Source organism: Variovorax sp. GW822-FHT04A09 (assembly GCF_058801005.1).
On sequence record NZ_JBXAMV010000001.1, the window covers coordinates 135795 to 159339 of the forward strand.

A 23545-nucleotide genomic window follows, 5' to 3' on the forward strand; every position below is an offset into this window, starting at 1 on the left:
TTCGGGCGGGCAGGGCCTCCTATCTGGCTTCTCCGCTTCTTTCCCCACCCCGTTTCGCCCGATGAATGAAATCCGCAATGCCGCCGCCGAGCTCGCTCTTTTTCGCCGCCGCGTGGTGGTGGTCGGTTGCGCGGTGCTGTTCGGATTCGGACTGATCGGCGCGCGGCTGGTCTACCTGCAGGTGGTGCGCCATGAAACGCTGGCGGACCGGGCCGAGAGCAATCGCACCGCGATCGTCCCCGTGGTGCCCAACCGCGGGCAGATCCTGGACCGCAACGGCGTGGTGCTGGCGTCCAACTACGCCGCCTACACGCTGGAGATCACGCCGTCGAAGGTGGGCGACATCGCCACCGTCATCGACGAGCTGGGCGAGCTGCTCGAAGTGACGCCCAAGGACCGCCGCCGCTTCCAGCGCCTGCGCGAGGATTCGCGCAGCTTCGACTCCCTGCCCATCCGCACCCGCCTGAGCGATGAAGAGGTGGCGCGCTTCGCGGCGCAGCGCTACCGCTTTCCCGGCGTGGAAATCAGGGCGCGGCTGTTTCGTACCTACCCGCACGGCGAGGTGGGTGCACACGTGATCGGCTACATCGGCCGCATCAACCAGCGCGAGAAGACCGCGATGGACGACTGGGAGGAAGATGAGCGCGCCAACTACCGGGGCACCGACTACATCGGCAAGGTCGGCATCGAGCAGAGCTACGAAAAGGCGCTGCACGGCCAGACCGGCGTCGAGCAGATGGAAACCTCGGCCGGCGGGCACGCGGTGCGCCGCCTGTCGCGCCACCCCGCCAGGCCGGGACAGACGGTGATGCTGTCGCTCGACATCAAGCTGCAGAAGCTCGTGGAAGACATGTTCGGCGAACGCCGGGGCGCGCTCGTGGCCATCGACCCGAAGACCGGCGAGGTGCTGGCCTTCGTGAGCAAGCCCACGTTCGACCCCAACCTGTTCGTCGAGGGCATCGACACCGAGAACTGGAAGGCGCTGACCGAGTCGCCCGACAACCCGCTGCTGAACCGCGCGCTGCGCGGCACCTACCCGCCGGGCTCCACCTACAAGCCCTTCATGGCGATGGCGGCGCTGCAGACCGGCAAGCGCAGCGCCGACAAGGTGGAGAACGACCCGGGCTTCTACAACTTCGGCGGGCGCACCTTCCGCAGCCACCGGGGCGGGCTGGGCGGCGTCGACATGCACCGCGCCATCCAGTTTTCAAGCAACACGTACTTCTATTCGCTCGCCGCCGAGATGGGCGTGGACCTGATCCACGACTTCATGGCGCCCCTGGGCTTCGGGCAGTTCACCGGCATCGACCTGCAGGGCGAGTCGCGCGGCGTGCTGCCCAGCAGGGCGTGGAAGCGCGCGGCCTACCGGCGCGCCGACATGAAGACCTGGCACCCGGGCGAGACGATTTCACTGGGCATCGGCCAGGGCTACAACAGCTTCACGATGCTGCAGCTGGCCTCGGCCAACGCCACGTTGGCCAACGGCGGCGTGCGCTACCAGCCGCACCTGGTGCGGGCCATCCGCGACACGGCGACCGGCGAGGTGGTGCGGCAGGTCCAACCCCCGGCCCAGGATCTGGGCTATGCGCGCAAGCACGTCGAGGTGGTGCGCGACGCGATGGTGGCGGTCACCAAGGGCGGCACCGGCACGCGCGTGTTCGCGGGCGCCGCGTACACCTCGGCCGGCAAGACCGGCACCTCGCAGGCCGTGGGCCTGAGCCCGAAGGCGCGCGCGAGCGGCAAGGCCCTGGAGGCGCGCCAGCGCGACCACGCGCTGTACATGGCATTCGCCCCGGCCGAAGACCCGACCATCGCGGTGGCCGCGATCGTCGAGAACGCGGGCTTCGGCGCGGCGCACGCGGCGCCGATCGTGCGGCGCGTGTTCGACTACTGGATTGCGGGGCAGTACCCCAACGATGCCGACATGGCGGCGGTCCAGGTGGGGAAGGCCGGCGCGCCCATCGGCAAGCCGCTGGTGGCCAGCGAGGTGCCGGTGCTGGACGACGGTGCGCAGGGGGATGAGGCTGGGGTGCTCTGAGGGGGCGGGGCGGATGCGCCCCCTTGCGGATGGCAAGCCACCACGCCGGCTGCAGCTCGCACGCGGCCGGGCGAGAATCTCCTGATCCCAAGTCCGCCTTCTCCCTCGACCCGATCTTCGAACGCCCGTGACCTCCACCGACCTCCAGGGCTTCATCCTCACGCGCCACTGGCGTGATGCACCGACCGGCACGGAGATCGAGTACTGGCTGGCCACCGAGGCGGGGCCGAGGAAAGTGGTGCTGACTTCCCGCAGCAGCGTCGCTTTCGTCGCCGCCCGGCACAGGGCGGCTGTGGAAGCCCTCCTCGCGGCCATGCCGGGCGTGCAGTTGCGCGAGCTGGAGCTCCAGAGCTTTCAGCAGGAAGCCGTCCTCGGCATCTATGCGACGCACTTCCGCCAGATCGGCCGGTTGGCGCGCGCCCTGCAGGCGCAGGGCATCCCCTTGCTCGAAGCCGATGTGCGCCCGCACGACCGCTACCTGATGGAGCGCTTCATCACCGCCGGCGTGCGAGTGGAAGGCGGGCGCGCCGAGCGCGCCGCGCTCGTCGACTGCAAGCTCAGCCCCGCGCCTGAATTCCGGCCGGTACTCAAGGTCGTGTCGCTGGACATCGAGACGAGCCAGCATGAAGGGCTCTACTCCATTGCGCTGGACGGCACGCCCGAGCGCATCGTCTTCATGCTCGGTGAGCCGTCGCCCGGGCCGGGCGAGCCCATGGACTTCTCGCTCGTCTACTGCCCGACCCGCAAGGCGATGATCGAGCAGCTCAACGACTGGTTCGAGCGCAACGATCCCGACGTCCTCATCGGCTGGAACGTGGTCCAGTTCGACCTGCGCGTGCTGCAGAAGACCGCCAACGACTGCGGCGTGCCGCTGCTGCTGGGGCGGGAGCGCCGGCCCATCGAGTGGCGCACGCATCCGGGCAAGCAGGGCTACCTGTTCGCGCCCACGCCGGGGCGGATCGTCCTCGATGGCATCGAGGCGCTCCGGGCCGCGGTGTGGAGCTTTCCGTCCTTCAGCCTCGAGAACGTCTCGCAGACGCTGCTGGGCGAAGGCAAGGCCATCGGCGACGAGTACGACAAGATGGCGGAGATCGAGCGGCGCTACCAGCACGACAAGCCCGCGCTCGCGCTGTACAACATCCGCGACTGCGAGTTGGTCCTGCGCATCTTCGAGAAGGCGAAGCTGCTGCAGTTCATGATGGAGCGCGCCCAGGTCACCGGCCTGCAGGCCGACCACTTCGGCGGCTCCATCGCCGCGTTCAGCCACCACTACCTGCCGCGGATGCACCGCCTGGGCTACGTCGCGCCGAACGTGGGCGAGATCGCGAGCAAGGCCTATCCGGGCGGCTACGTGATGGACTCGAAGCCGGGCTTCTACGACTCCGTCGTGGTGCTGGACTACAAGAGCCTCTACCCCTCGATCATCCGCACCTTCCTGGTCGATCCGGTGGGCCTCGTGGAAGGTTCGAACGCCGCCGACCCGACCGGGCTCATCCACGGACCGCAGGAGACCGTCTTCTCGCGCGACAGGCACTGCCTGCCGCAGATCGTGACCACGCTGTGGCACGCGCGGGACGAGGCCAAGCGGGCGAAGAACGAGCCGCTGTCGCAGGCGCTGAAGCTGCTCATGAATTCCTTCGCCGGCGTGCTGGGCGCGTCCGAGTGCCGGTTCTTCAACCCCAAGCTGGTGTCCGCCGTGACCCTGCGCGGGCACGAGATGATGAAGCTCACGCGCGAGTTCGTGGAGCAGCGGGGCTACGAGGCGATCTATGGCGACACCGACTCGATCTTCATCTGGCTCCGGCGCACCCACACCAACGAGGAGGCGCATGCCGTCGCGGCCCGCCTGGCGGCCGACATCAACGACTGGTGGGCGCGCACGCTGCGCGAGGAACAGGGCCTGCAGAGCTTTCTCGAGATCGAGGTCGACACGCACTACAAGAAGTTCTTCATGCCCACCATCCGCGGCTCGGAGGTGGGCAGCAAGAAGCGCTACGCGGGTCTCAGCGTGGATGCGGCGGGCAGGGAGGAGATGGTGTACCGCGGCCTGGAGATGGCGCGCAGCGACTGGACCCCGCTGGCGCGCCAGTTCCAGGAGGGCCTGCTGTCACGCATCTTCCAGGGCGAGCCCTACAAAGCCTTCGTGACCGACTATGCGAAGGCGACGCTGGCGGGCGCCAAGGACGACCTGCTCATCTACCGCAAGCGCCTGCGCCACCGGCTCGACGACTACCTGGTCAACGTGCCGCCGCAGGTGCGGGCCGCGCGCATCGCCGACGAACACAACGCCCGGGTCGGCCGGACCCAGCAGTATCAGAAGGGCGGCTGGATTCAATACGTCATGACGCAGAACGGGCCGGAGCCGCTGGAAACCCGCCATTCGCGCATCGACTACGAGCACTACCTCACCCGGCAATTGCAGCCGATCGCCGACGCCATTCTTCAGCCCATGGGGGAAAGCTTCGCGGCCTTGACGACGTCGCAGCGCGAGCTCTTCGAGCCAGGATCGCCGTGAAGCGACCGCAGGATCAGGTGCCGGGCCGCGGGTCCTTGTCCGTGATGGACAGGTCGACCGGCACCCGCGTCTCGTGCCGGAGGTTCCCGGGCATCTCGAACACCACCGTGAGGTGCCCCTTGACGCGCTCGAAGGGCTTGTCCAGCTTCACGTAGAAGCCCCGCTGGCTGCTCAGGGCGTGGTCGTAGGTCCAGAGCGAAAAGTCCTGCAGCGACGGCGCACCGCCGTCGTCCTTCAGGCGCAGCTTTTCGTTCTTCTCGTTGGTCAGCGCGTAGTCCTTGATCCGGTAGGTGGCAGCGTCGGCGATGTCGTCGTTCGTGTTGACGATGTGGCCGTTGCGCTTGTATTCGTCGACCTTGGCCTTGGGCAGCGGGTAGTAGGTCAGCACGTCGAACGCGCTCGCCGGCTTCTTCTTGATCAGCGTCTGGTCGGAATTGATGACCATCACGTGCGCACCGAGTTGCGTGAGCAGCGCCCGCGCCTGGTCCGGGGTGTACGGCTGGCGCGGTGCGGCGTGGGCCTGCGAAGCGGGCAGGGCGAACAGGGTGGACAGGACCAGCGGCAGCAGTTTCTTCATCGGGGAGCCCGTGCGGGATGAATGGCGGATGCCGGCCATTAGGCCATGGCAGCGTCATGCTCCCGGTGGGCGCCTAGTCGTCGTCGCGCACCCGGTACTGCCCCATCAGCGTGCGCTGCACGGTCGGCGGCACGGCCTCGTAGTGCGACAGCGCGATGGTGTAGCGCCCCTGGCCGCTGGTCATCGCATTGAGGCGCGACTGGTAGTTGGCCAGCTCGACCTCGGGCACCTGTCCGCCGATGGCCACCGTGCCGGCCCCCAGGCCCGACGTGCCGGTGACCAGGCCGCGCCGCGACGACAGGTCGCTCGTGACGTCGCCCACGGCATGCTCGGGCACGGCGATCTCGATCTGCACGATCGGCTCGAGCACGGCCGGTTGCGCCTCGCGGATCGCGGCCATGAAGGCCTTGCGGCCGGCGGTCGCGAAGGCGATGTCCTTGCTGTCCACGCTGTGGTGCTTGCCGTCGTACACCACCACGCGCACGTCGACCACGGGGTAGCCGGCGATCGCGCCGTAGGCCAGCACCTCGCGCACGCCTTTCTCGACCGCGGGGATGAACTGGTTCGGAATGGCGCCGCCCCGGACTTCGTCGGCGAACTCGAAACCCGCGCCGCGCGCCAGCGGCTCGATGCGAAGGAAGACTTCGGCGAACTGGCCGGCGCCGCCGGTCTGCTTCTTGTGGCGGTGGTGGCCCTCGGCCGGCGCGGTCACGGTCTCGCGGTAGGCGATGCGCGGCGGCCGCGTCTGGACCTCGAAGCGGTACACCTCGCGCAGGCGCTCGAGCACGAGGCGCAGGTGCAGCTCGCCGAGGCCGTAGAGCACCGTCTCGTTGGTCGCGGCCACATGCTCGATGCGCAGGCACGGGTCTTCGGCCGCGAGCTTGCCGAGGATTTCCCAGGCGCGCTGCTCGTCGCCGTGGCGCTTGGGCTCCACGGCCAGGCCGTACACCGGCACCGGGAACGGCAGCGGCGCGAGGTGCACATGGCTGTCTTCGGCCGCATCGTGCAGCACGGCATCGAAATGGATCTCGTCGACCTTGGCCACCGCCACGATGTCGCCCGGCACCGCGTGCGACACCTCGACGTGGTCCTTGCCCTGGAGCATGAACAGGTGCCCCACCTTGAACGGCTTGCGGCCGTCGCCGATGTAGAGCTGGCTGTCGCGCGTGACCGTGCCCTGGTGCACGCGAAAGATGCCCATCTTGCCGACATAGGGGTCGATCGTGACCTTGAACACATGCGCCAGCACGTGCAGCGACGGGTCAGGCCCGGCCTGCATGGGCTGGGCCTGCGCGCCTTCGCCGACGAGGAACTCCGGCGGGTTGGCCTCGGTCGGGTCGGGCAGGAGCTTGACGATCACGTCCAGCAGCTCGGCCACGCCGGCGCCGCTGCGCGACGAGGTGAAGCACACCGGAATCAGGTGGCCTTCGCGCAGCGCCTGCTCGAGCGGCGCGTGCAGCTCGGACGGGTCCACGTCGCCTTCCTCGAGGTAGCGGTCGACGAAGGCCGCGTCGACCTCGACCACCTGTTCCACCAGCGCGCGGTGCGCCGCTTCGACGGGCCCGAAGTCGGAGCGCCCGAAGCGGTTGAAGAAGCAGTCGATCACCTGCCGGTTCACCCCGTCGGGCACGTTCAGCGGCAGGCATTCGCGGCCGAAGGTGGCCTGGATGTCGGCCAGCAGGCCCGACAGCGAGACGCCCTGCGAGTCGATCTTGTTGACGATGATCATGCGGGCCAGATGGCGCGAGGCCGCGTAATTCATCATGCGCACCGCCATCGGCTCGATGCCGGTGGCGGCATTGATGACCACCGCCACCGTCTCGACCGCCTCCAGCGCCGGCAGGCTCTGGCCGAGAAAGTCGGGGCCGCCGGGCGTGTCGATGAGGTGGATGCGCGTGGCGGCGTGCGTGAGGTGCATCACCGAGGCGTTGAGCGAATGCAGCATGCGGCGCTCGAGCGGGTCGTGGTCGCTGACGGTGCTGCCGCGCTCGACGCTGCCGCACGCCCCGACGGCGCCCGCCTTGAACAACAGGGCCTCGGCCAGGGAGGTCTTGCCAGCGGCCGCCGCGCCCACCAGCGCCAGCGTTCGCACTGCTTCCATTTCGGCCGCGAGGCCGTTCGATCGGCTTGGCATGGCGGGACTCCTTTGCGCGTCCGCAAGGCCGGCCCGGCGGCCCGCAAGGGCTCGGGTGCTGCGCATCGACGCCGGGCCAGCGTACGGGATTGACCGTGCCGACGCAAGCCGGGGAGGGCGCGCCGGTCGGCCGCTCAGGGCTCCTGCGGCGCGGCGCCTTCGGATGGCGGCCGGTCGGCGGGCAACCTGCCCAGCCGCGACGAGGTCGCGCGCTCCGTGCGGATCTTGCGCAGCGTGTTCGTCAACGCCTGCGGGCTCGTGTTGAGCTGCCTCGCCGCCTTGGCCGGGCGCATGCCCTCGACCAGCACCAGCCGCGCGGCGGCGAGGGACGGGGTGGCCTGCAGGTGCAGCAGTTCGGCCACCTGCCAGAACTCGGCCGAGGTGAAGGTGCCGAGGTCCGGCGGCAACGAGCGCGACGGGACGGCCTGGCGCTTCTCGAAAACGCAGTGAGGCGCCGGGTCCATCTGCCCGACCCGCGCGATCAGGGCCTCGAGGTAGGCCTGCGTGGCGGGGGTGTTGGAAACCCAGTTCGAATGGATGACCAGCTTCGTCCCGTCGTCGGGGAACGTGTGCTCCCAGCTGACCCTCAACTCCGTCATGGCTGGCTGCGGAACGAGCGCAGCGTGGGGCGGCTCGTTTCCATGTGATTTTTTTGCATTCGTGCAGTATGTCGCGACATCTCTCGCATTCTTTCTTCGATGTCGCCAGTGTGACCGATGAAGGTGGGTTTTATCCCGGACTTTCGGTGTAGGCGAATGGAAAGACGGGCTGCCTCGCGGCGATGTGGCACGCGATGCCCGGCGGCCGCCGGAGGCGGGTCAAGAAGGGCGCACGACCACGCGCCGCGCGCGACCGGCGCGGCGAGGGCTGTCTTTCTTGCGGTCTGCCCGCCCTAGGCCGATGCGGCCGATGGCTGGGCGGATGCGGCCTGCGGTTGTTCCTGCGAGGTGCGAACCGGCGCGGGGGGACCGCAGTCGTCCGGCATCTTGCGCGAGGTGCCTCTCACGAGGTGGCGGGGCACGTGGTGTGTCTTGATGAAAAGTGCCAGCGCCTCGCTGCGCGCGGGCTCGGAGACCGGTAGAAACATGTGCAAAGCGCTCATGGTGTCGTTCCGTCGATGCCAGGCAGGAAGGCGGCGCACCCGCTTGTGCCGGGTGGCTGGCGACCCCTGGCATGGCCGCCCGGCGAGCATTATGAGCGTCTGGATCAACCCCGTTGGCGCTGATGTTTTCGGGCGTTCGGCCGCGCCAGAATGCTTGCTTGTCAACAGGAGCACACCCATGGGCCACACCGCAACGATCGTCTCCACCGACGTCAATTTCAACCACCGCATCCAGGTCGGCAAGTTCCAGCTCGTGGCGGACGAGCCGGCATCGCTGGGCGGGCAGGGCGCCGGGCCGGCGCCCTATGACTACTACCTGGCCGCGCTGTCCGCCTGCACCGCGATCACGCTGCGGATGTATGCCCAGCGCAAGGGCTGGGAGCTGGGCGAGTTCAAGGCCGAGCTGAGCTTCACGAAGGACGCCGATGGCAAGGCGCACATCCATCGCGTGCTGCACGCCAGCGGCCCGCTCACCGATGCGCAATGGAGCCGGCTGCTCGAGGTGGTGGCCAACACGCCTGTCACGAAGACGATGCGCGAAGGTGCCGAGATCACGAGCGAGCGCGGGGTGGCCGCGGCCTGATCCAGGCAACAGGCGCGGCGCTGTTCAGCGCCGCGAGATCACGCGAACCACCGGTTCGCTGTGCACGCGAAAACCCATGCGCTCATAGATCCGCCGCGCGCCCGCGTTGCCCTGCATCACATGCAGCACGGGCACTTCGCCGCGCTGCATCTGCTGCGCCACCAGGCGCGTGACGAGGCGCTTCGCGTAGCCCTTGCCCTGCGCATCGGGATGCGTGCAGACACCGCTGATCTCGCGCAGCGTGCCGGCGGCCATGCGTTCGCCGGCCATCGCCACGAGGCGGCCGTCGGGGTCGAAGCAGCCGACGTACTCGCCGAGTTCGATGGTGCGCGTGGAGAAGGGGCCGGGGCGGGTGAGGGCGGCGAGGGCGAGCACCTGTTCGACATCTGTCGCACCCAGCCGAACGACATCAGGAAGCGTGTCGGCCACGGGCGCAGGTGCGTCCCAGATCATCTTCACGATGACCGATTCCATGTCGACCTGCCAGGTGGACGGCACGGGGCGCGACCAGCCGATGGCATAGAAGTGCTCGTCCGGCGTGCAGTAGGGCAGCAGCGCGTCGAGGTCGGGGTGCAGTGCGTCGGCAAAACCGACGATGGGGGAGAAGCCTGTGGCGTAGCGGCGTGCGGTCGAAGTGCCGGCGGCAAAAGACGCATGCGGGCCCGAAAGGGCGTGCCAGGTGAGGTTGGTGAGGAGGTCTGTCATGGAAAGGATTCTTTCGGCCTGACAGGGACCGTTTTGCGCCGACCGTTGATGTGGGGGGGGCGGCGCCTCCTCGTCGGTGACGAGGAGGTGTGTCGCGTCGCACGGCGAGGGCAACCTCGCCGGCGTCAGCGACTCAGTGCATCAGCACTTCATGGCCGTGGCTTGTGCGGCGAAGGCGTCGGAAGCGGCCTTGCAGGCAGCGCCGAGTTGGGCGGCGTTGGCGCCGTAGCTGGCCCAGGTGGCCTTGGTCTGCTCGAGGCTGGACTTCAGGGCGTCGGCGGCGGCGCCACTTTGCTTGCCCACGCAGGCGCTCACCTTGTCCAGGTATTCCTGGCATTCCTTGGGCACGTCGGCCGATGCCGTCGTGGTGGCAGCGGGTGCGGCAGCAGCCGGTGCGCTGGCGGCCGGTGCGGCTGCCGGCGTGGCCGGGGCGGCAGCAGGTGCTGCGGGTGCGGCCGGCGCTGCGGGCGTGGACTCTTGCTTCGAGCAAGCGGTGATGGCGGCAGCCACGAAGATGAGTGCGAGCAGTTTGTTCATTTTTTCTTACATGAGCGAGTTGGATGATGTGCCACGCCTCGTGTCCTCCGGCGCGCAGTGCGCGCACCAGGAACGCAAGATTCGGGGCCGGAACAGTATCACCGCGCCCTGTGCAACAGACCCTCGCGAAGGCCGGAATCGTGGGCCCGCAGATGCTCCAAAAACGTAACAATCATCTTGAATCGTTAAATATTGCCGGGTTAAGCAGTCGAAGCTGCGCAGGCGTACACAGGGGGCGTGATGGCCCGCCGAACCGGGTGCTCGACCGGCCTCGCATCTGCAAGCGGATGTTGTTGATTCTTTCGAATTACATCGAAGCGACGAGGCCGCGTGAAGTTTCCTGAAGGCGCGCTGCGGTCCATTTCCGGAGTCGGCCAAGCGGCCTGCCGTGCCTCTTCAGCGGTCGCGCACATGGTTACAACCCCGTGCCGCAGACCCGCTCCTCGCGGTGCGCGGCAGCCGGCTGGACATGGCCGGATGTGGCCCGGTTCCCGGTCGATCGAATTGCCGCCGAACCCTCGGCTTGTGCATTGCATCAATTAATTCTTATGGCAAAGGTTCTCATTGCAGGATGGCATGCACATGCTCTTTCAGTTGTGAATCGGCTGCGATGAATTGAGGCGTTGGCGCGCCATTCATGACCAGCGAGTTCTTTGCCATCAAGGAATAGGGAATTCCCGCCCCGATTTTCTACGGAATCCCGTAGTTGAAAATATGAAATAGATCGGGTAATTCAAACGAACGAAATTCGCAAAGGCTTCGATCGCCTGAGTGTCGAGGGAAGATCGCCTTGTGCGGAGAGGAATACGGCAATGGATATGCCTCACATATGAGCCGGCGAATGGATCGTGATGAGTGGGTAACAATTAATTTCAAATTGAGGTGAAAAGCAAAGGAAGCCGTTGTTTTTGCGATTTTTTGACGGTATTGGCTCGAAAAGATAGAACGTTAATAGTGGACACATTTGCATATTTGTCGTCACACTTTGAGCCATGCCAAGGTCTCAATCGCCCCAATTCCTTCGCCCACGCGCTCATCGATTTGCGCTGGAAAGCCGGCAGCTATTTGATGGCGCCGCTTTTGTGGAGGCCGCCGCGGCGGCACCGGCGGACGCGCCGCAGGGCCCGCACGGGGATGCGCCGCATGCCGCCGACGCGGCGGCGCCCGTTGCCGTGCCGCATGGGCGCGAAAGCACGCCCGAAGCGGACGCGCGATCCGCGCCTGGCCCGGCCCCGACCCCGGCCAGCGAGGTCTACGTCGTCGACAAGAATGTTGCCAATTGGCAGCAGCTCGCCGCCTCGGTGCCGCAGGGCGCCGACCTGATCCTGCTGGACACCGGCTCGTCCGGCGTCGAACAGTTGCGCCAGGCGCTCGAAGGGCGCAGCGGCCTCACGGCGCTGCACATCCTCAGCCACGGCAGCGCGGGCGAGATCACGCTGGGCAACGAAACCCTCGACGTCGCCGGCCTGGCGCGCTCGGCCGGCGCCTGGCAGGCGATCGGCGCGAGCCTGGGCGCGGACGGCGACATCCTGCTCTACGGGTGCGACGTGGGCGCCGACGGGCAACGCTTCGTGCAGGCCCTGGGCCGTGCCACGGGCGCCGACGTGGCAGCGTCGCTCGACGCCACCGGCGCGGCCTCGCGCCAGGGCGACTGGTCGCTCGAAGTCGCAACGGGCCTCATCGAGTCGCGCGCCTTCGCCGCCACCGACTACGACGGCCTGCTGGCCGCGCCCACCGTGTCGACGACCACGCCGCGCATCACGGTCAGCGAACCCAGCTCGCTCAACGCGCCGGGCGCCGACCGCGCCACGCTCAGCGGCTGGACGCTCACCGACGATGGCGCGGGCAATGTCACGGTCGACGTGACCGTCGAGAACCCCGCGCTGGGCGCGCTGTCCAGCGCCAGCATGGCGGGCGTCACCACCGTGCCCGGCGGCTACCGCTTCGTCGGCAGCGTGGCCGATGCCAACGCCTGGATCAACCAGCTGGTGTTCACCGCCGCCGACACCGAACTGGGCAACGCCACGGCCACCACGCGCATCCTGGTGTCGATCACCGATTCGGAAACGCCGGCGCTCACCGCCAACCGCGCGCTCGACGTGACGATCACGCCGTCGAACGACCCGACCACGGTGGCCGACGCGGCGCAGACGGTCTCCGAGGGCGGCACAACGCTGCTGACCGGCACCACGCTCAACGCCATCGACCCCGAGGTGACGATCGGCTCGCAGAACACCGGCCAGATCGTCTACGGCATCGCGACCAACACCGCGCACGGCTACCTCACGCTCAACGGCGAACGCATCGGCGTGGGCTCGGTCTTCACGCAGGCCGACGTGCTCGCGGGCCGCGTCGCCTACGTGCACACGGCCACCGGCGCGGACCAGAACCTGGACGACAGCTTCGTCATCGTCGTCAACGACGGCGCCACGCCGCTGGCCGGCTCCGACCACGCCACCATCACGCTGAACGTCACGCCGCTGAACCAGCCGCCGGTGGTCTCGGGCGGGGGCAGCGTGTTCGAAGGGCAGCCGCCCAACGCAGTGGACGGCAGCGGCAACCCGAGCTCGGTCGTGGGCAACTTCATCGTCGCCGACGGCGGCGGCGACGACGCCAGCGGCGACCTCACGGTGCGGCTGACCAGCCTGCCCACCGACGGCACGCTGTACTTCACGGGCACGGTGCTGATCGGCGGCGTGCCCCAGAACGTCACCAACCGCGCCATCACGCAGGCCGACATCGACGCCGGCTTCGTGTTCGGCTACGACGACCGCGGCGGCCTCACCTACGGCAACAACGGCCAGCGCGACAACAACGGACAGAGCTACCCGTTCACCGACGGTTTCGGCGTCACGGTGAGCGACGCCGGCGGCGGCACGGGCACACCGTCGTCCACCTCGGGCACCATCGCCATCAACGTGCGCCCGGCCAACGACGACCCGGTGCTCGACCCCGACAGCACGCTCGAGGCGACCGTGGACCCGGCGGGCGGCGGCTACACCGTGACGCTCACGCCCGGCATGCTCGGCGCGACCGACGTCGACTCGAGCGACGACAACCTGACCTTTGCCGTCACCTCGATGAACGGCCTGAACCAGGGCTACCTGCTGCTGGACGGCAAGATCCTGCCGCCGGGCGGCACCTTCACCATGGAAGACGTGCGCTCGGGCCGCGTGCAGTACGTGCAGACGCAGGGCGCGGCGGCGGGCGACACCGACACCTTCAGCTTCCAGGTGGTCGACAACACGCTCGGGCCGACCTGGGACGCGAACGGCAACACCGTGATCCGCGAGGGCGCCGACCGCAACCCCGACGGCACGCTGAAGACCTACGAGTTCACGATCAACCTCGTGGAAACCCCGGCGGGCAACGGCGATCCGCTGCAGACCATCGACGGCACCGTCACCACCTCGGGCTCCAACCATGCGGGCACCGACCAGAACGGCGCCACGCGCGGCACGCTCAGCGAAGGCGGCTCGGTGGTGCTGGGCGGCACCGGTTCCGACTTCAACACCGTGCCGGGCCTGAGCTACGTGGTCGAAGGCGTGCCGCCGTCGCAGGTGATCTACACCGTCACCGACTACACCGGCACCACCGGGCCCGTGCGCAACGGCGTGCTGCAGCGCTTCGACGGCGCGGCCTGGGTCGACATCGACACCTACGAGACCTTCACGCAGGAAGACCTGAACGCCGGGCGCATCCGCTTCCAGCACGACGGCGACGTGGAAGATTTCGAATCGGCCGTGTCGCTCTCGGTGACGGCCGGCGTCGCCGTCGGCGGCGTGCGCAACGTCTGGAACACCAGCTTCTCGTTCTTCATCACGCCGGTCAACGACGTGCCCGTGGCCACCGGCTCGTCGAACACGGTCATCCGCGAAGGCGAGACCGCCTACCTCACGACCGGGCAGATCCGCGTGGTCGATGCGGACGATGCCGCCAGCGAAGGCTACCTCGAAGGCTCGGCCACGCTGCTGAACGGCGACCCGAACTACGCCTTCAACAACGCCGGCAGCGGGCCGGGCGCGATGCAGTTCGAGTTCGACAGCCTGCCCACGGGCGGCCAGCTGCAGTACTGGAACGGCGCCGCCTGGGTGGCCGTGGCCGTGGGGCAGCGCATCGACGCCTCGCTCATCACCGGCAGCGCCGGCACCACGGGCCTGCGCTTCGTGAGCGACGGCTCCGAGGTGCGCACCACCCAGTTCAACGTGCATGCCGTGGACCGCTGGGGCGCCGCGTCGAACCCCGTCACCGTCGGCATCCAGATCACCAACGTCAACGACGCGCCGGTGATCGCTCCCGACCCGACGCAGCCCGACCCGCCCGGCACCGCCAACCAGCCGCTGACCGTGGCCGAGGGCGGGCGCGGCCAGATCACGCCGGGCATGCTCAGGGCCTTCGACCCCGACAGCACGCTCACGCAGCTGCAGTACACGATCACCTCCGTCACCACGCACGGGCGCATCATGTACTCGACCGACGGCGTCAACTTCGTGGCGCTGGGCGTGGGCTCCTCGTTCACGCAGGCCGACGTGAACGCCGGACGCATCTACTATTTCAATTCGGGCGACGAATCCGACGGCCACACCGAAGCCAACGGCGATCCGCCGAGCGACCGCTTCACCTTCACGCTGAGCGACGGCGACAAGGAACAGACCGGCGGCCAGTTCTGGATCTACGTCACGCCGCTGAACGACGCGCCCACGGTGACCGCGCCGGCCGGCCCGATCGACATCGACAGCAGCAACCCGGCGCACAACCCCGTGCCCGGCTTCCACGTGGGCGACACCGACCTGGACGCGGTGATCCAGGGCGAGACCGACTTCGTCCAGGTGACGGTGCGGCTGCTGGACGCCAACGGCAACCCGTTGAATGCCGCGGCCTACGCGGGCGCCACCATCGGCTCGACCTCGATGGGCGGCGTGACCGTCGACGCCGACAAGAACGGCAACGGCGACTTCCTCACGCTGCGCGGCACGCGCGCGCAGGTGAACGCCGCGCTGGCGGGCCTCACGCTCACCTTCGACACCGACCGCGACCAGGCCTACCGGCTGCAGGTGATCGTCGACGACCGCCTGCGCGACACCGCCACCGGCGTGCTGCAGCCCGGCGCCAACGGCGGCCCGCAGAACGAGCCGAGCGTGCCGGGCGGGCCGAACATCGCGATTCCGGCCACCGAGTACGACTGGTACGCCGACACGGTGCCCACCACCGGCGACATCACGGGCAACCTCGCGGCGGCCTCGGTGCTGGTGCGCGCGTCGAGCGAGAACGACCCGGGCGTGCTGGTCGTGCCGCCCGTGCACACGGTCTATGAAGACCAGCCGACCTACATCGGCGCGGGCTTCGTGGTGTCCGACCCCGAGTCGGCCGCCTTCGGCACGCCCATCACGCTGCGGCTGACCGTGCCCAACGGCACGCTGGGCATCGGCGGTACCGGCGGGCAGACGAGCTTCACGCTGCCCAGCGGGCGCGTCGTGACCATCGCCGGCGACAACACCGGCGCGCTCACGCTCACCGGGCGCGCCAGCGACATCCAGGAGCTGATCACCAGCGGCGCCGTCACGGGCCTGACCTACCGCAGCGCCACCCACGTCAACCACGACCTCAACGGCGCCGACGCCGGCGACGTGACGCTCACCGTCTCCTTCGACGACACTGGCTCGCAGATCGGTGGCGACACCGGCGGCGGCAGCGTGTCGAACAACCCGCCCGACATGACGATGGCGCTGACCATCGTGGCGGTCAACGACGCGCCGACGGCCGGGCTCACACCGGGCACCAACCCGAACACGCCGCTGTACCTGACGGGCGGCAGCACGCCGTCGGCCGTGCCGGGCTTCGTCGTGCGCGACCTGGACATCGACGGCGACGGCGGCGGCATCGCGCCCGGCGAAGCCGATTTCCTGCAGGTCACCGTGCGCATCACCAACGGCACGGGCGCGCCGCTGGGCGCGGCGCAGTACACGGACGGCGGCAGCGACGCCATCACCATCACTTCGAGCAATGCAGCCGGCTCGGGCGTGACCATCGACAGCACCTACGACGGCACCGGCAGCGCGCTCGTCATCCGCGGCACGCGCGCGCAGGTGCAGGCCTACCTCGACGGCCTGCAGGTGGCGCTGGGCGGCAGCCTGGCCAACACCGACCAGACCTACCGCGTGCAGGTCATCGTGGACGACCGCCTGCGCGAGAACAGCAGCGGCGCGCTGGCGGGCGGCGCCAACGGCGGCGAGAACAACAACGCGAACGGCGGCACGGTGGCGGTGCCCACCACCAACGTCAACCCCTACGCGCTGATCCCCGCGGGGCTGACGGCCAACGTGGCCTCGGCCTACCGCACGCTGTTCCCGTCGTCGATCAACGACCCGGCCCACATCGCGGCCGGCAACCCGACGGTGGACGAGGGCAACGGCAGCGTCACGCTGACCGGCCTCACGGTCACCGACCAGGACGCGGCCGCCACCGACGTGCTGACGGCCACGGTGTCGGTGCCCCCCGGCTTCGTCATCAACGGCGTGGGCGGCAGCGGCGGCACGGTCGGCCCGTTGGGCGGCGCCAGCATCACCATCACCGGCACGCTGGCGCAGATCAACAGCCGCATCAACGCCATCTCGATCGCGCTGCCCGACGCCCCTGGCGCCGCGCTGCCGGCCGACTGGAACGGCGCCTTCACCGTGACCGTGGTGGTCAACGACGAGGGCCACACCGGCGGGCGTCCGGGCAGCCTGGCGCCCGGCGACAACAGCACGACCGGCACCTTCGCCTACGCGGACGGGGTCGGCAACCGCCTGGTCACCACGCGCACCTTCGTCTTCACGGTGGCGCCGGTCAACGATGCGCCGGTGGTGGTGGGCGGCACCACCCAGACGCTGCCGAACGTCACCGAAGACGTGGGCAACAACGCGGCCGGCACCCCCGTGGGCACCCTGTTCGGCTCGCACTTCGACGATGCCGCCGACCTGATCGACAACAGCGGCAACGGTGGCACCGGCGGCAGTTCGTCCGACACCTTCTTCGGCGTCGCGATCACGGGCCACGTCCCGGACCCCGCGCAGGGGGCCTGGCAGTACTCGCTGGACAACGGCGCCACCTGGATTCCCGTCGGCGCACGCACCGACGGCACGGCCCTGGTGCTGGCCGCCGACGCGCAGCTGCGCTTCGTGCCGGCCGCCAACTTCCACGGCACGCCCACCACGCTGACCGTGCGGCTGGTCGAGACCGACACCAACAACGACAGCGCCACGGCCGATCCCACCTCGGGCTCGACGGTCAACGTGGCGGGTGCCAACAACGGCGGCACCACCGTCTACAGCGCCGGCACCATCGTGCTCAGCACCACGGTGATCAACGTGAACGACCGGCCGACGGCGACCGATGCGACCGTGCCCGCCGGCGTCGAGGACGTGACGGGTGCCGGTGTGCGCGTCGACACGCTGCTGGGCGGCGGCTACGGCGACGCGACCGACAACCAGACGTCCATCAGCGGCGGCGGCGATGCATCGACCTCGTTCGGCGGCATCGCCATCGTGGGCAACAACGCCAACGCCGCGCAGGGCGCGTGGGAGTACAGCCTGAACGGCACCGACTGGCTCGCCGTGCCGACGGGCGCCTCCGACACCAGCGCCTTGCTGCTGCCCACCAGCGCGCAGCTGCGCTTCGTGCCGGCGGCCGACTTCAACGGCACGCCCGGCGGGCTGGTCGTGCGCGTGTCCGATGCGCCGGTGGCGGCGGGCAGCGGCGACATCAGCGCCACCGTCAACGACGCCACCAGCCAGTGGTCGGTGCTGCGCAACGTGTCGACCACCATCGCGCCGCGCAACGACGCGCCGGTGATCGGCGGCACCACCGGCGCGACCGCGATGGAGAACAACCAGACCGGCACCGGCGTCAGCATTCCGCCCGTGGCGCTGGTCAGCGGCGGCACCGTTGGCGACCTCGACCTGGCGACCACGCCCGGCCTGGCCGCCGGCGTGTTCGGCGCGGGCTCGCTCACCGTGAGCCTGGACGGCTACCAGCCGGGCGACCAGCTGTTCGTCAACGGCGCGCTGCCCCCGGGCGTCAGCGTCTCGGGCGGCAACGGCGCGCCGCTGGTGGTGCAGTTCGACGCAGACACCACCGTGGCCGAGGTGCGTGCGGTGCTCGACCAGCTGTCCTACCGCAGCAGCAGCGACAACCCGACGGCGTTCGGCACCGACAACGAGCGCGTCTACACCATCGTGCTCAACGACGGCAACAACGTGCAGCCCGGCGGCAACGCGGGCGGCCCGCAGCCGCTGAACAGCAACGTGCTCACCGGCACGCTCGCGATCACGGCCGTGAACGACCCGCCGACCGCGGTCGACGACACGCACAGCATCGACGAAGACACGCCCTCGGTGGGCAGCAACGTCATCAGCGGCCGCATTCCCGGCGAGGCCGACCACGACCCCGACAGCACCACGCTCACGGTCACCAGCATCCGCACCGGCCCCGAGGCCGGCGCCGGCACGGCCGGCACGCTGGGCAGTCCGCTGACCGGCACCCACGGCAGCATCGTGCTGAACGCCGACGGCAGCTACACCTACACGCTGGACAACAGCGACCCGCGCGTGCAGGCGCTGATCGCCGGCGAGACGCTCACCGACCTGTTCACGTACACCATCTCCGACGGCGCCGGCGGCACCGACACCGCGCAGATCACCATCACGATCCGCGGCGCCAGCAACGACGTGCCGGGCATCACGGTGACCGACGCCAACGGCAACGCGACCGGCCAGGTGACGGTGCACGAGTCGGGCCTGACGAGCGTGGGCGACACGAGCGAGACAGCGGGCGCCGGCTTCAACATCACGGCGGCCGACGGCGTGGCGAGCATCAACGTCGGCGGCACGGTGGTGACGCTGGCGCAGCTGCAGGCACTCACGCCGGGCGCGCCGATCACGATCACCACGCCCGACGGCCAGATCCGCCTCACGGGCTTCAGCGGCACCACGCTGCCCAACGGCGTCGTGACCGGCGGCACGGTCAGCTACACCTACACGCTGACCTCGGCGCAGAACCACAGCGCGGGCGAAGTGACCGAGGCGGTGGCGCTGAGCGTGACCGACCGCGACGGCGACGTGGCCAGCGGCACGCTCACGGTGCTGATCGTGAACGACGTGCCCACCGCGAACCCCGACACGAACAGCGTCACCGAAGACGCCGCGCCGAACCCCGTGACCGGCAACGTGAAGACCAACGACCGCGAGGGCGCGGACACGGCCGTGCCGGTGACGGGCGTGAGCTTCGGCGGCAACGCAGGCACGGTGGGCAGCGCGCTGGGCATGGAATACGGCAGCATCGTGCTGAACGCGAACGGAACCTACAGCTACACGCTGAACAACACCGACCCGCGCGTCAACGCGCTGAAGGACGGCGAGACGCTCACGGACACGGTGAGCTACACCCTCACCGACGCGGACGGCGACACCTCAACCACCACGCTGACGATCACCATCCACGGCCGCACCGACGCCAGCCCCGAGATCGTGCCCGTGGACGGCAACGGCGCGGCCACGGGCCAGACCGAGGTTCACGAGCGCGGCCTGGTCGACGGCCCGGCCGGTCCCGATGCACGCGAGAACGGCAGCGGCGTCGTCACGGTGTCGGCGGCCGACGGCCTGCAGACCGTCACCGTGGGCGGGCGCACGCTGACGCTGGCCGAGCTGGCCAACCTGGGCACCACGCCGGTCGTCATCACGACGCCGCTGGGCACGCTCACGCTGACGGGCTTCACGGCCACCGCCTCGGTGGGCGGCGTGCCCACGGCGGGCAACCTGGCCTACACCTACACGCTGCGCGCGCAGGTGCCGCAGCCGGGCGCGACCGAGAGCACCGAAGCCATCGCCCTGCAGGTGACCGACGCCGGCGGCGCCACGGCCACGGGCACGCTCACCGTGCGCATCGTGGACGACGTGCCGCAGGCCACCGACGACACGGCCGCCATCACCGAGGACGCCGCGCCGAACACGGTGTCGGGCAACGTGGCGACCAACGACACCATCGGCGCGGACGACCGCAACGTGGCGCCGGTCACGGGCGTGAGCTTCGGCGGCGCGGCCGGCACGGTGGGCGCGTCGATCACCACGACCTACGGTTCGATCGTGCTGAACGCCGACGGCAGCTACACCTACACGCTGAACAACGCCGACGCGCGCGTGCAGGCGCTGTCGGTCGGCGAGACGCTGACCGAGCAGGTGCGCTACACGATCACCGATGCCGACGGCGACACCAGCACCGCCACGCTCACGATCACCATCCGCGGCGCCAACGACCTGCCGGGCATCGCCGTCACCGACGCCAACGGCGCGGCGACCGGGCAGGTCACGGTGTTCGAGTCGGGCCTGGTGAGCATCACCGACACCGGCGAGCGCGCCGCCAGCAGCTTCAACATCACGGCGGCGGACGGCGTGGCGAGCATCAACGTCGGCGGCACGGTGGTGACGCTGGCGCAATTGCAGGCGCTCACGCCGGGCGCGCCGATCACGATCACCACGCCCGACGGCCAGATTCAGCTGACGGGCTTCAGCGGCACCACGCTGCCCAACGGCATCGTGACCGGCGGCGCGGTCAGCTACACCTACGTGCTGGGCGCGCCGCAGAGCCATCGCTCCGGCGGCGTGCTGACCGAGGTGACCGAGCAGATCGCGCTGTCGGTGACCGACCGCGATGGCGACGTGGCCAACGGCACTCTCACCGTGCTCATCATCAACGACACGCCGCAGGCCACCGACGACACCGCCGCCATCACCGAGGACGCGGTGCCCGACACGGTGAGCGGCAACGTGAAGGCCAACGACCGCGACGGCGCGGACAACGGCAACGGCGTGCCGGTGACGGGCGTGAGCTTCGGCGGCGCGGCCGGCACGGTGGGCGTGTCGCTCACGACCACGTACGGCGCCATCGTGCTGAACGCCGACGGCAGCTACACCTACACGCTGGACAACGACAACGCCACCGTCAACGCGCTCAAGACCAACGAGCAGCTGACCGAGACGGTGCGCTACACGATCACCGATGCCGACGGCGACACCAGCACCGCCACGCTGACGATCACCATCCACGGCCGCCTGGACGGCGACCCGGCCATCGGCGCCGTGGACGGCAACGGCGCGGCCACGGGGCAGGCCGAGGTGCACGAGCGCGGGCTGGTCGACGGCATCGGCGGCCCCGACACCCGCGAGCGCACCACCGGCACCATCGTGGTCTCGGCGAGCGACGGCATGCGCAGCGTCACCGTGGGCGGGCGCACGCTGACGCTGGCCGAGCTGGCGAACCTGGGCACGACGCCGGTCACCATCGACACGCCGCGCGGCACGCTGGTGCTCACCGGCTTCACGCCCACCAGTTCGGTGGGCGGCGTGCCGACGACGGGCGAGCTGGCCTACACCTACACGCTGGACGGGCAGGTGGCGCAGCCGAACGCCACCGAGAGCACGGAAGACATTGCGCTGGTGGTGACCGACGCCGGCGGCGACACGGCCACGGGCACGCTCACCGTGCGCATCGTGGACGACGTGCCCGAGGCCGTGAACGACACCCATGCCATCACCGAGGACGGCGTGCCGAACACGGTGGGCGGCGACGTGAAGGCCAACGACACCCTCGGCGCCGACGACGCCAACGGCGTGCCGGTGACGGGCGTGAGCTTCGGCGGCGTGGCCGGCACGGTGGGCGTGCCGATCACCACCACCTACGGGCGCATCGTGCTGAACGCCGACGGCAGCTACACCTACACGCTGAACAACGCCGACCCGCGCGTGCAGGCGCTGGTCGTGGGCGACACGCTGACCGAGGTGGTGAGCTACACGCTCACCGACAACGACGGCGACACCAGCACCGCCACGCTGACCCTCACCATCCACGGCGCCAACGACGGCGTGACGCTGGTCATCGGCGACAACAACGGCCCCGACACGGCCGGGCAGGCCACCGTGCACGAGCGCGGCCTGGTCGAGCCGGGCGACGCGAGCGAGACGGTCTCGGGCAGCTTCTTCGTCACGGCGCCCGACGGCCTGGGCAGCATCGCGGTGCACGGCACCACGCTCACGCCGGCGCAGCTGGCCGCGCTCGGCACCAGCCCGGTCACCATCGCCACCGACCGCGGGCGCATCACGCTCACCGGCTTCGATGCGGCCACGGGCACCGTGCGCTACACCTACGTGCTGGGCGCCGCGCAGAGCCATGCGGGCGGGCAGGTCACCGACGACATCGCGTTGCAGGTGACCGACCGCGACGGCGACACCACGCAGGGCACGCTGCGCGTGCTGGTGATCGACGACGTGCCCACGGCACGCAACGACGCCACCTCGATCGGCACCACGCGCCCCGGCACCACGGCCACCGGCAACGTGTTCGGCGGCAGCGGCATGGGCGCGAACGACGTGGCCGACCGCCTCGGCGCGGACGGCACGTCGACGCCGGTCACGGGTGTTTGGTTCGAAGGCGTGGCCGGCACCATCGGCGGATCGACGGCGGGCCGCTACGGCAACCTGCGGCTGAACGCCGACGGCAGCTACAGCTACTCGGTGAACGCCAGCAACATGCGCGTGGCCTCGCTGGGCGACGGCCAGACGCTGACCGAGGTGTTCGACTACGTCATCACCGACGCCGACGGCAGCACCAGCACGGCGAAGCTGGTCGTCACCATCAACGGCACCTCGCAGCACCGGCCGCTCACGGGCGACCAGGTGTTCCCGGCCGACTTCGGCGACCCCAGCCGCCGCATCGACCAGTCGATGACGCCGGCGCTGTTCGTGCAGATCGCGGTGCAGGAATCGCAGCGCCTGAGCCAGATGCTGTCGGGCGCCATCGCCGCGCGCGCGCTGGGCGGCGACCGCCTCTTCGGCGAAGACCGTCCCACCGACCTGTGGGGCGAGCCGCAGGGCGTGGACTACGCCGAGCACGTGAGCCGCGACGGCGTGGCCTTCTCGCTGCGCATGGTGCGCGACGTGGAGCAGACGCTCGCGCTGCGCGGCGTCACGGCCGGCAAGCTGGTCGACGGCGCGAGCCCGCTGTTCGGCGATTTCGACAGCTTCTCGGTGCCGCAACAGCCGCCGCCTGCGGAAGTACCCGCGCGCGAGGGCGGGCGCATCGTGGTGCCGCGTGCCGATGCGGCGCATCCGTCCACCGAGGCGGCGCAGGCCGATACGGCGCCGGCAGCCGGTGCCGCCGCGCCGGTGGCCGCCGACACGGCGCGCTCGTTCTCCAGCCGCGTGGCCGCGGCCGCCGCGGAGCGCGACGCGGTGCGCGAGCTGCTGCGGCATCCGCAGCGCGCCACGCCCACCGTGCGCGTGCCCACGAGCTGATCGACGCAGAGAAAAACGCCGGAGCCATC

At 69.7% G+C, this 23545-nt stretch carries 10 protein-coding genes; 4 read left to right on the forward strand and 6 right to left on the reverse strand.

What is annotated here, in order from left to right:
* Positions 1-61: 61 nt before the first annotated feature.
* Positions 62-2038, forward strand: a complete 1977-nt coding sequence (mrdA, locus tag AC1RLW_RS00600) for a penicillin-binding protein 2 (protein WP_493191909.1) — start codon at positions 62-64, stop codon at positions 2036-2038.
* Positions 2039-2165: 127 nt separating this feature from the next.
* Positions 2166-4553: a DNA polymerase II gene (locus tag AC1RLW_RS00605; protein WP_493191910.1), complete on the forward strand. Its 2388-nt coding sequence runs from the start codon at positions 2166-2168 to the stop codon at positions 4551-4553.
* A 13-nt stretch (positions 4554-4566) separates the two neighbouring features.
* On the opposite strand, the gene AC1RLW_RS00610 is transcribed toward AC1RLW_RS00605, so the two are convergent.
* The 4 genes from AC1RLW_RS00610 to AC1RLW_RS00625 all read right to left on the reverse strand — a co-directional run bounded on the left by AC1RLW_RS00610 (position 4567) and on the right by AC1RLW_RS00625 (position 8366).
* Positions 4567-5130 carry a hypothetical protein gene (locus tag AC1RLW_RS00610; RefSeq protein WP_493191911.1) on the reverse strand — a complete coding sequence of 188 codons (564 nt, stop codon included), beginning with the start codon at positions 5128-5130 and terminating at the stop codon, positions 4567-4569.
* Between the two features lie 73 nt (positions 5131-5203).
* Positions 5204-7264, reverse strand: coding sequence for an elongation factor G (fusA, locus tag AC1RLW_RS00615; RefSeq protein ID WP_493191912.1), 2061 nt, complete (start codon positions 7262-7264; stop codon positions 5204-5206).
* A gap of 134 nt (positions 7265-7398) precedes the next feature.
* Positions 7399-7863 (reverse strand): hypothetical protein, encoded by a 465-nt coding sequence (locus AC1RLW_RS00620; RefSeq protein WP_493191913.1) that lies wholly within the window; start codon positions 7861-7863, stop codon positions 7399-7401.
* A 293-nt stretch (positions 7864-8156) separates the two neighbouring features.
* Complete coding sequence (locus tag AC1RLW_RS00625) at positions 8157-8366, reverse strand: hypothetical protein (RefSeq protein ID WP_139702348.1); 210 nt, start codon at positions 8364-8366, stop codon at positions 8157-8159.
* A 178-nt stretch (positions 8367-8544) separates the two neighbouring features.
* Here AC1RLW_RS00625 and AC1RLW_RS00630 point away from each other — a divergent pair, with 178 nt between their 5' ends.
* Complete coding sequence (locus AC1RLW_RS00630) at positions 8545-8949, forward strand: OsmC family protein (protein WP_492684199.1); 405 nt, start codon at positions 8545-8547, stop codon at positions 8947-8949.
* Between the two features lie 24 nt (positions 8950-8973).
* On the opposite strand, the gene AC1RLW_RS00635 is transcribed toward AC1RLW_RS00630, so the two are convergent.
* Together AC1RLW_RS00635 and AC1RLW_RS00640 are read right to left on the reverse strand one after the other, a co-directional pair.
* A complete protein-coding gene (locus AC1RLW_RS00635; protein WP_493191914.1) occupies positions 8974-9654 on the reverse strand; it encodes a GNAT family N-acetyltransferase in 681 nt (226 codons plus the stop codon).
* 141 nt (positions 9655-9795) lie between these two features.
* Entirely contained in the window at positions 9796-10191 is a 396-nt protein-coding gene (locus AC1RLW_RS00640) for a hypothetical protein (RefSeq protein WP_493191915.1), read from the reverse strand.
* A 1082-nt stretch (positions 10192-11273) separates the two neighbouring features.
* On the opposite strand from AC1RLW_RS00640, the gene AC1RLW_RS00645 reads away from it, so the two are divergent.
* Positions 11274-23516 carry a cadherin-like domain-containing protein gene (locus tag AC1RLW_RS00645; RefSeq protein ID WP_493191916.1) on the forward strand — a complete coding sequence of 4081 codons (12243 nt, stop codon included), beginning with the start codon at positions 11274-11276 and terminating at the stop codon, positions 23514-23516.
* Positions 23517-23545 lie beyond the last annotated feature (29 nt).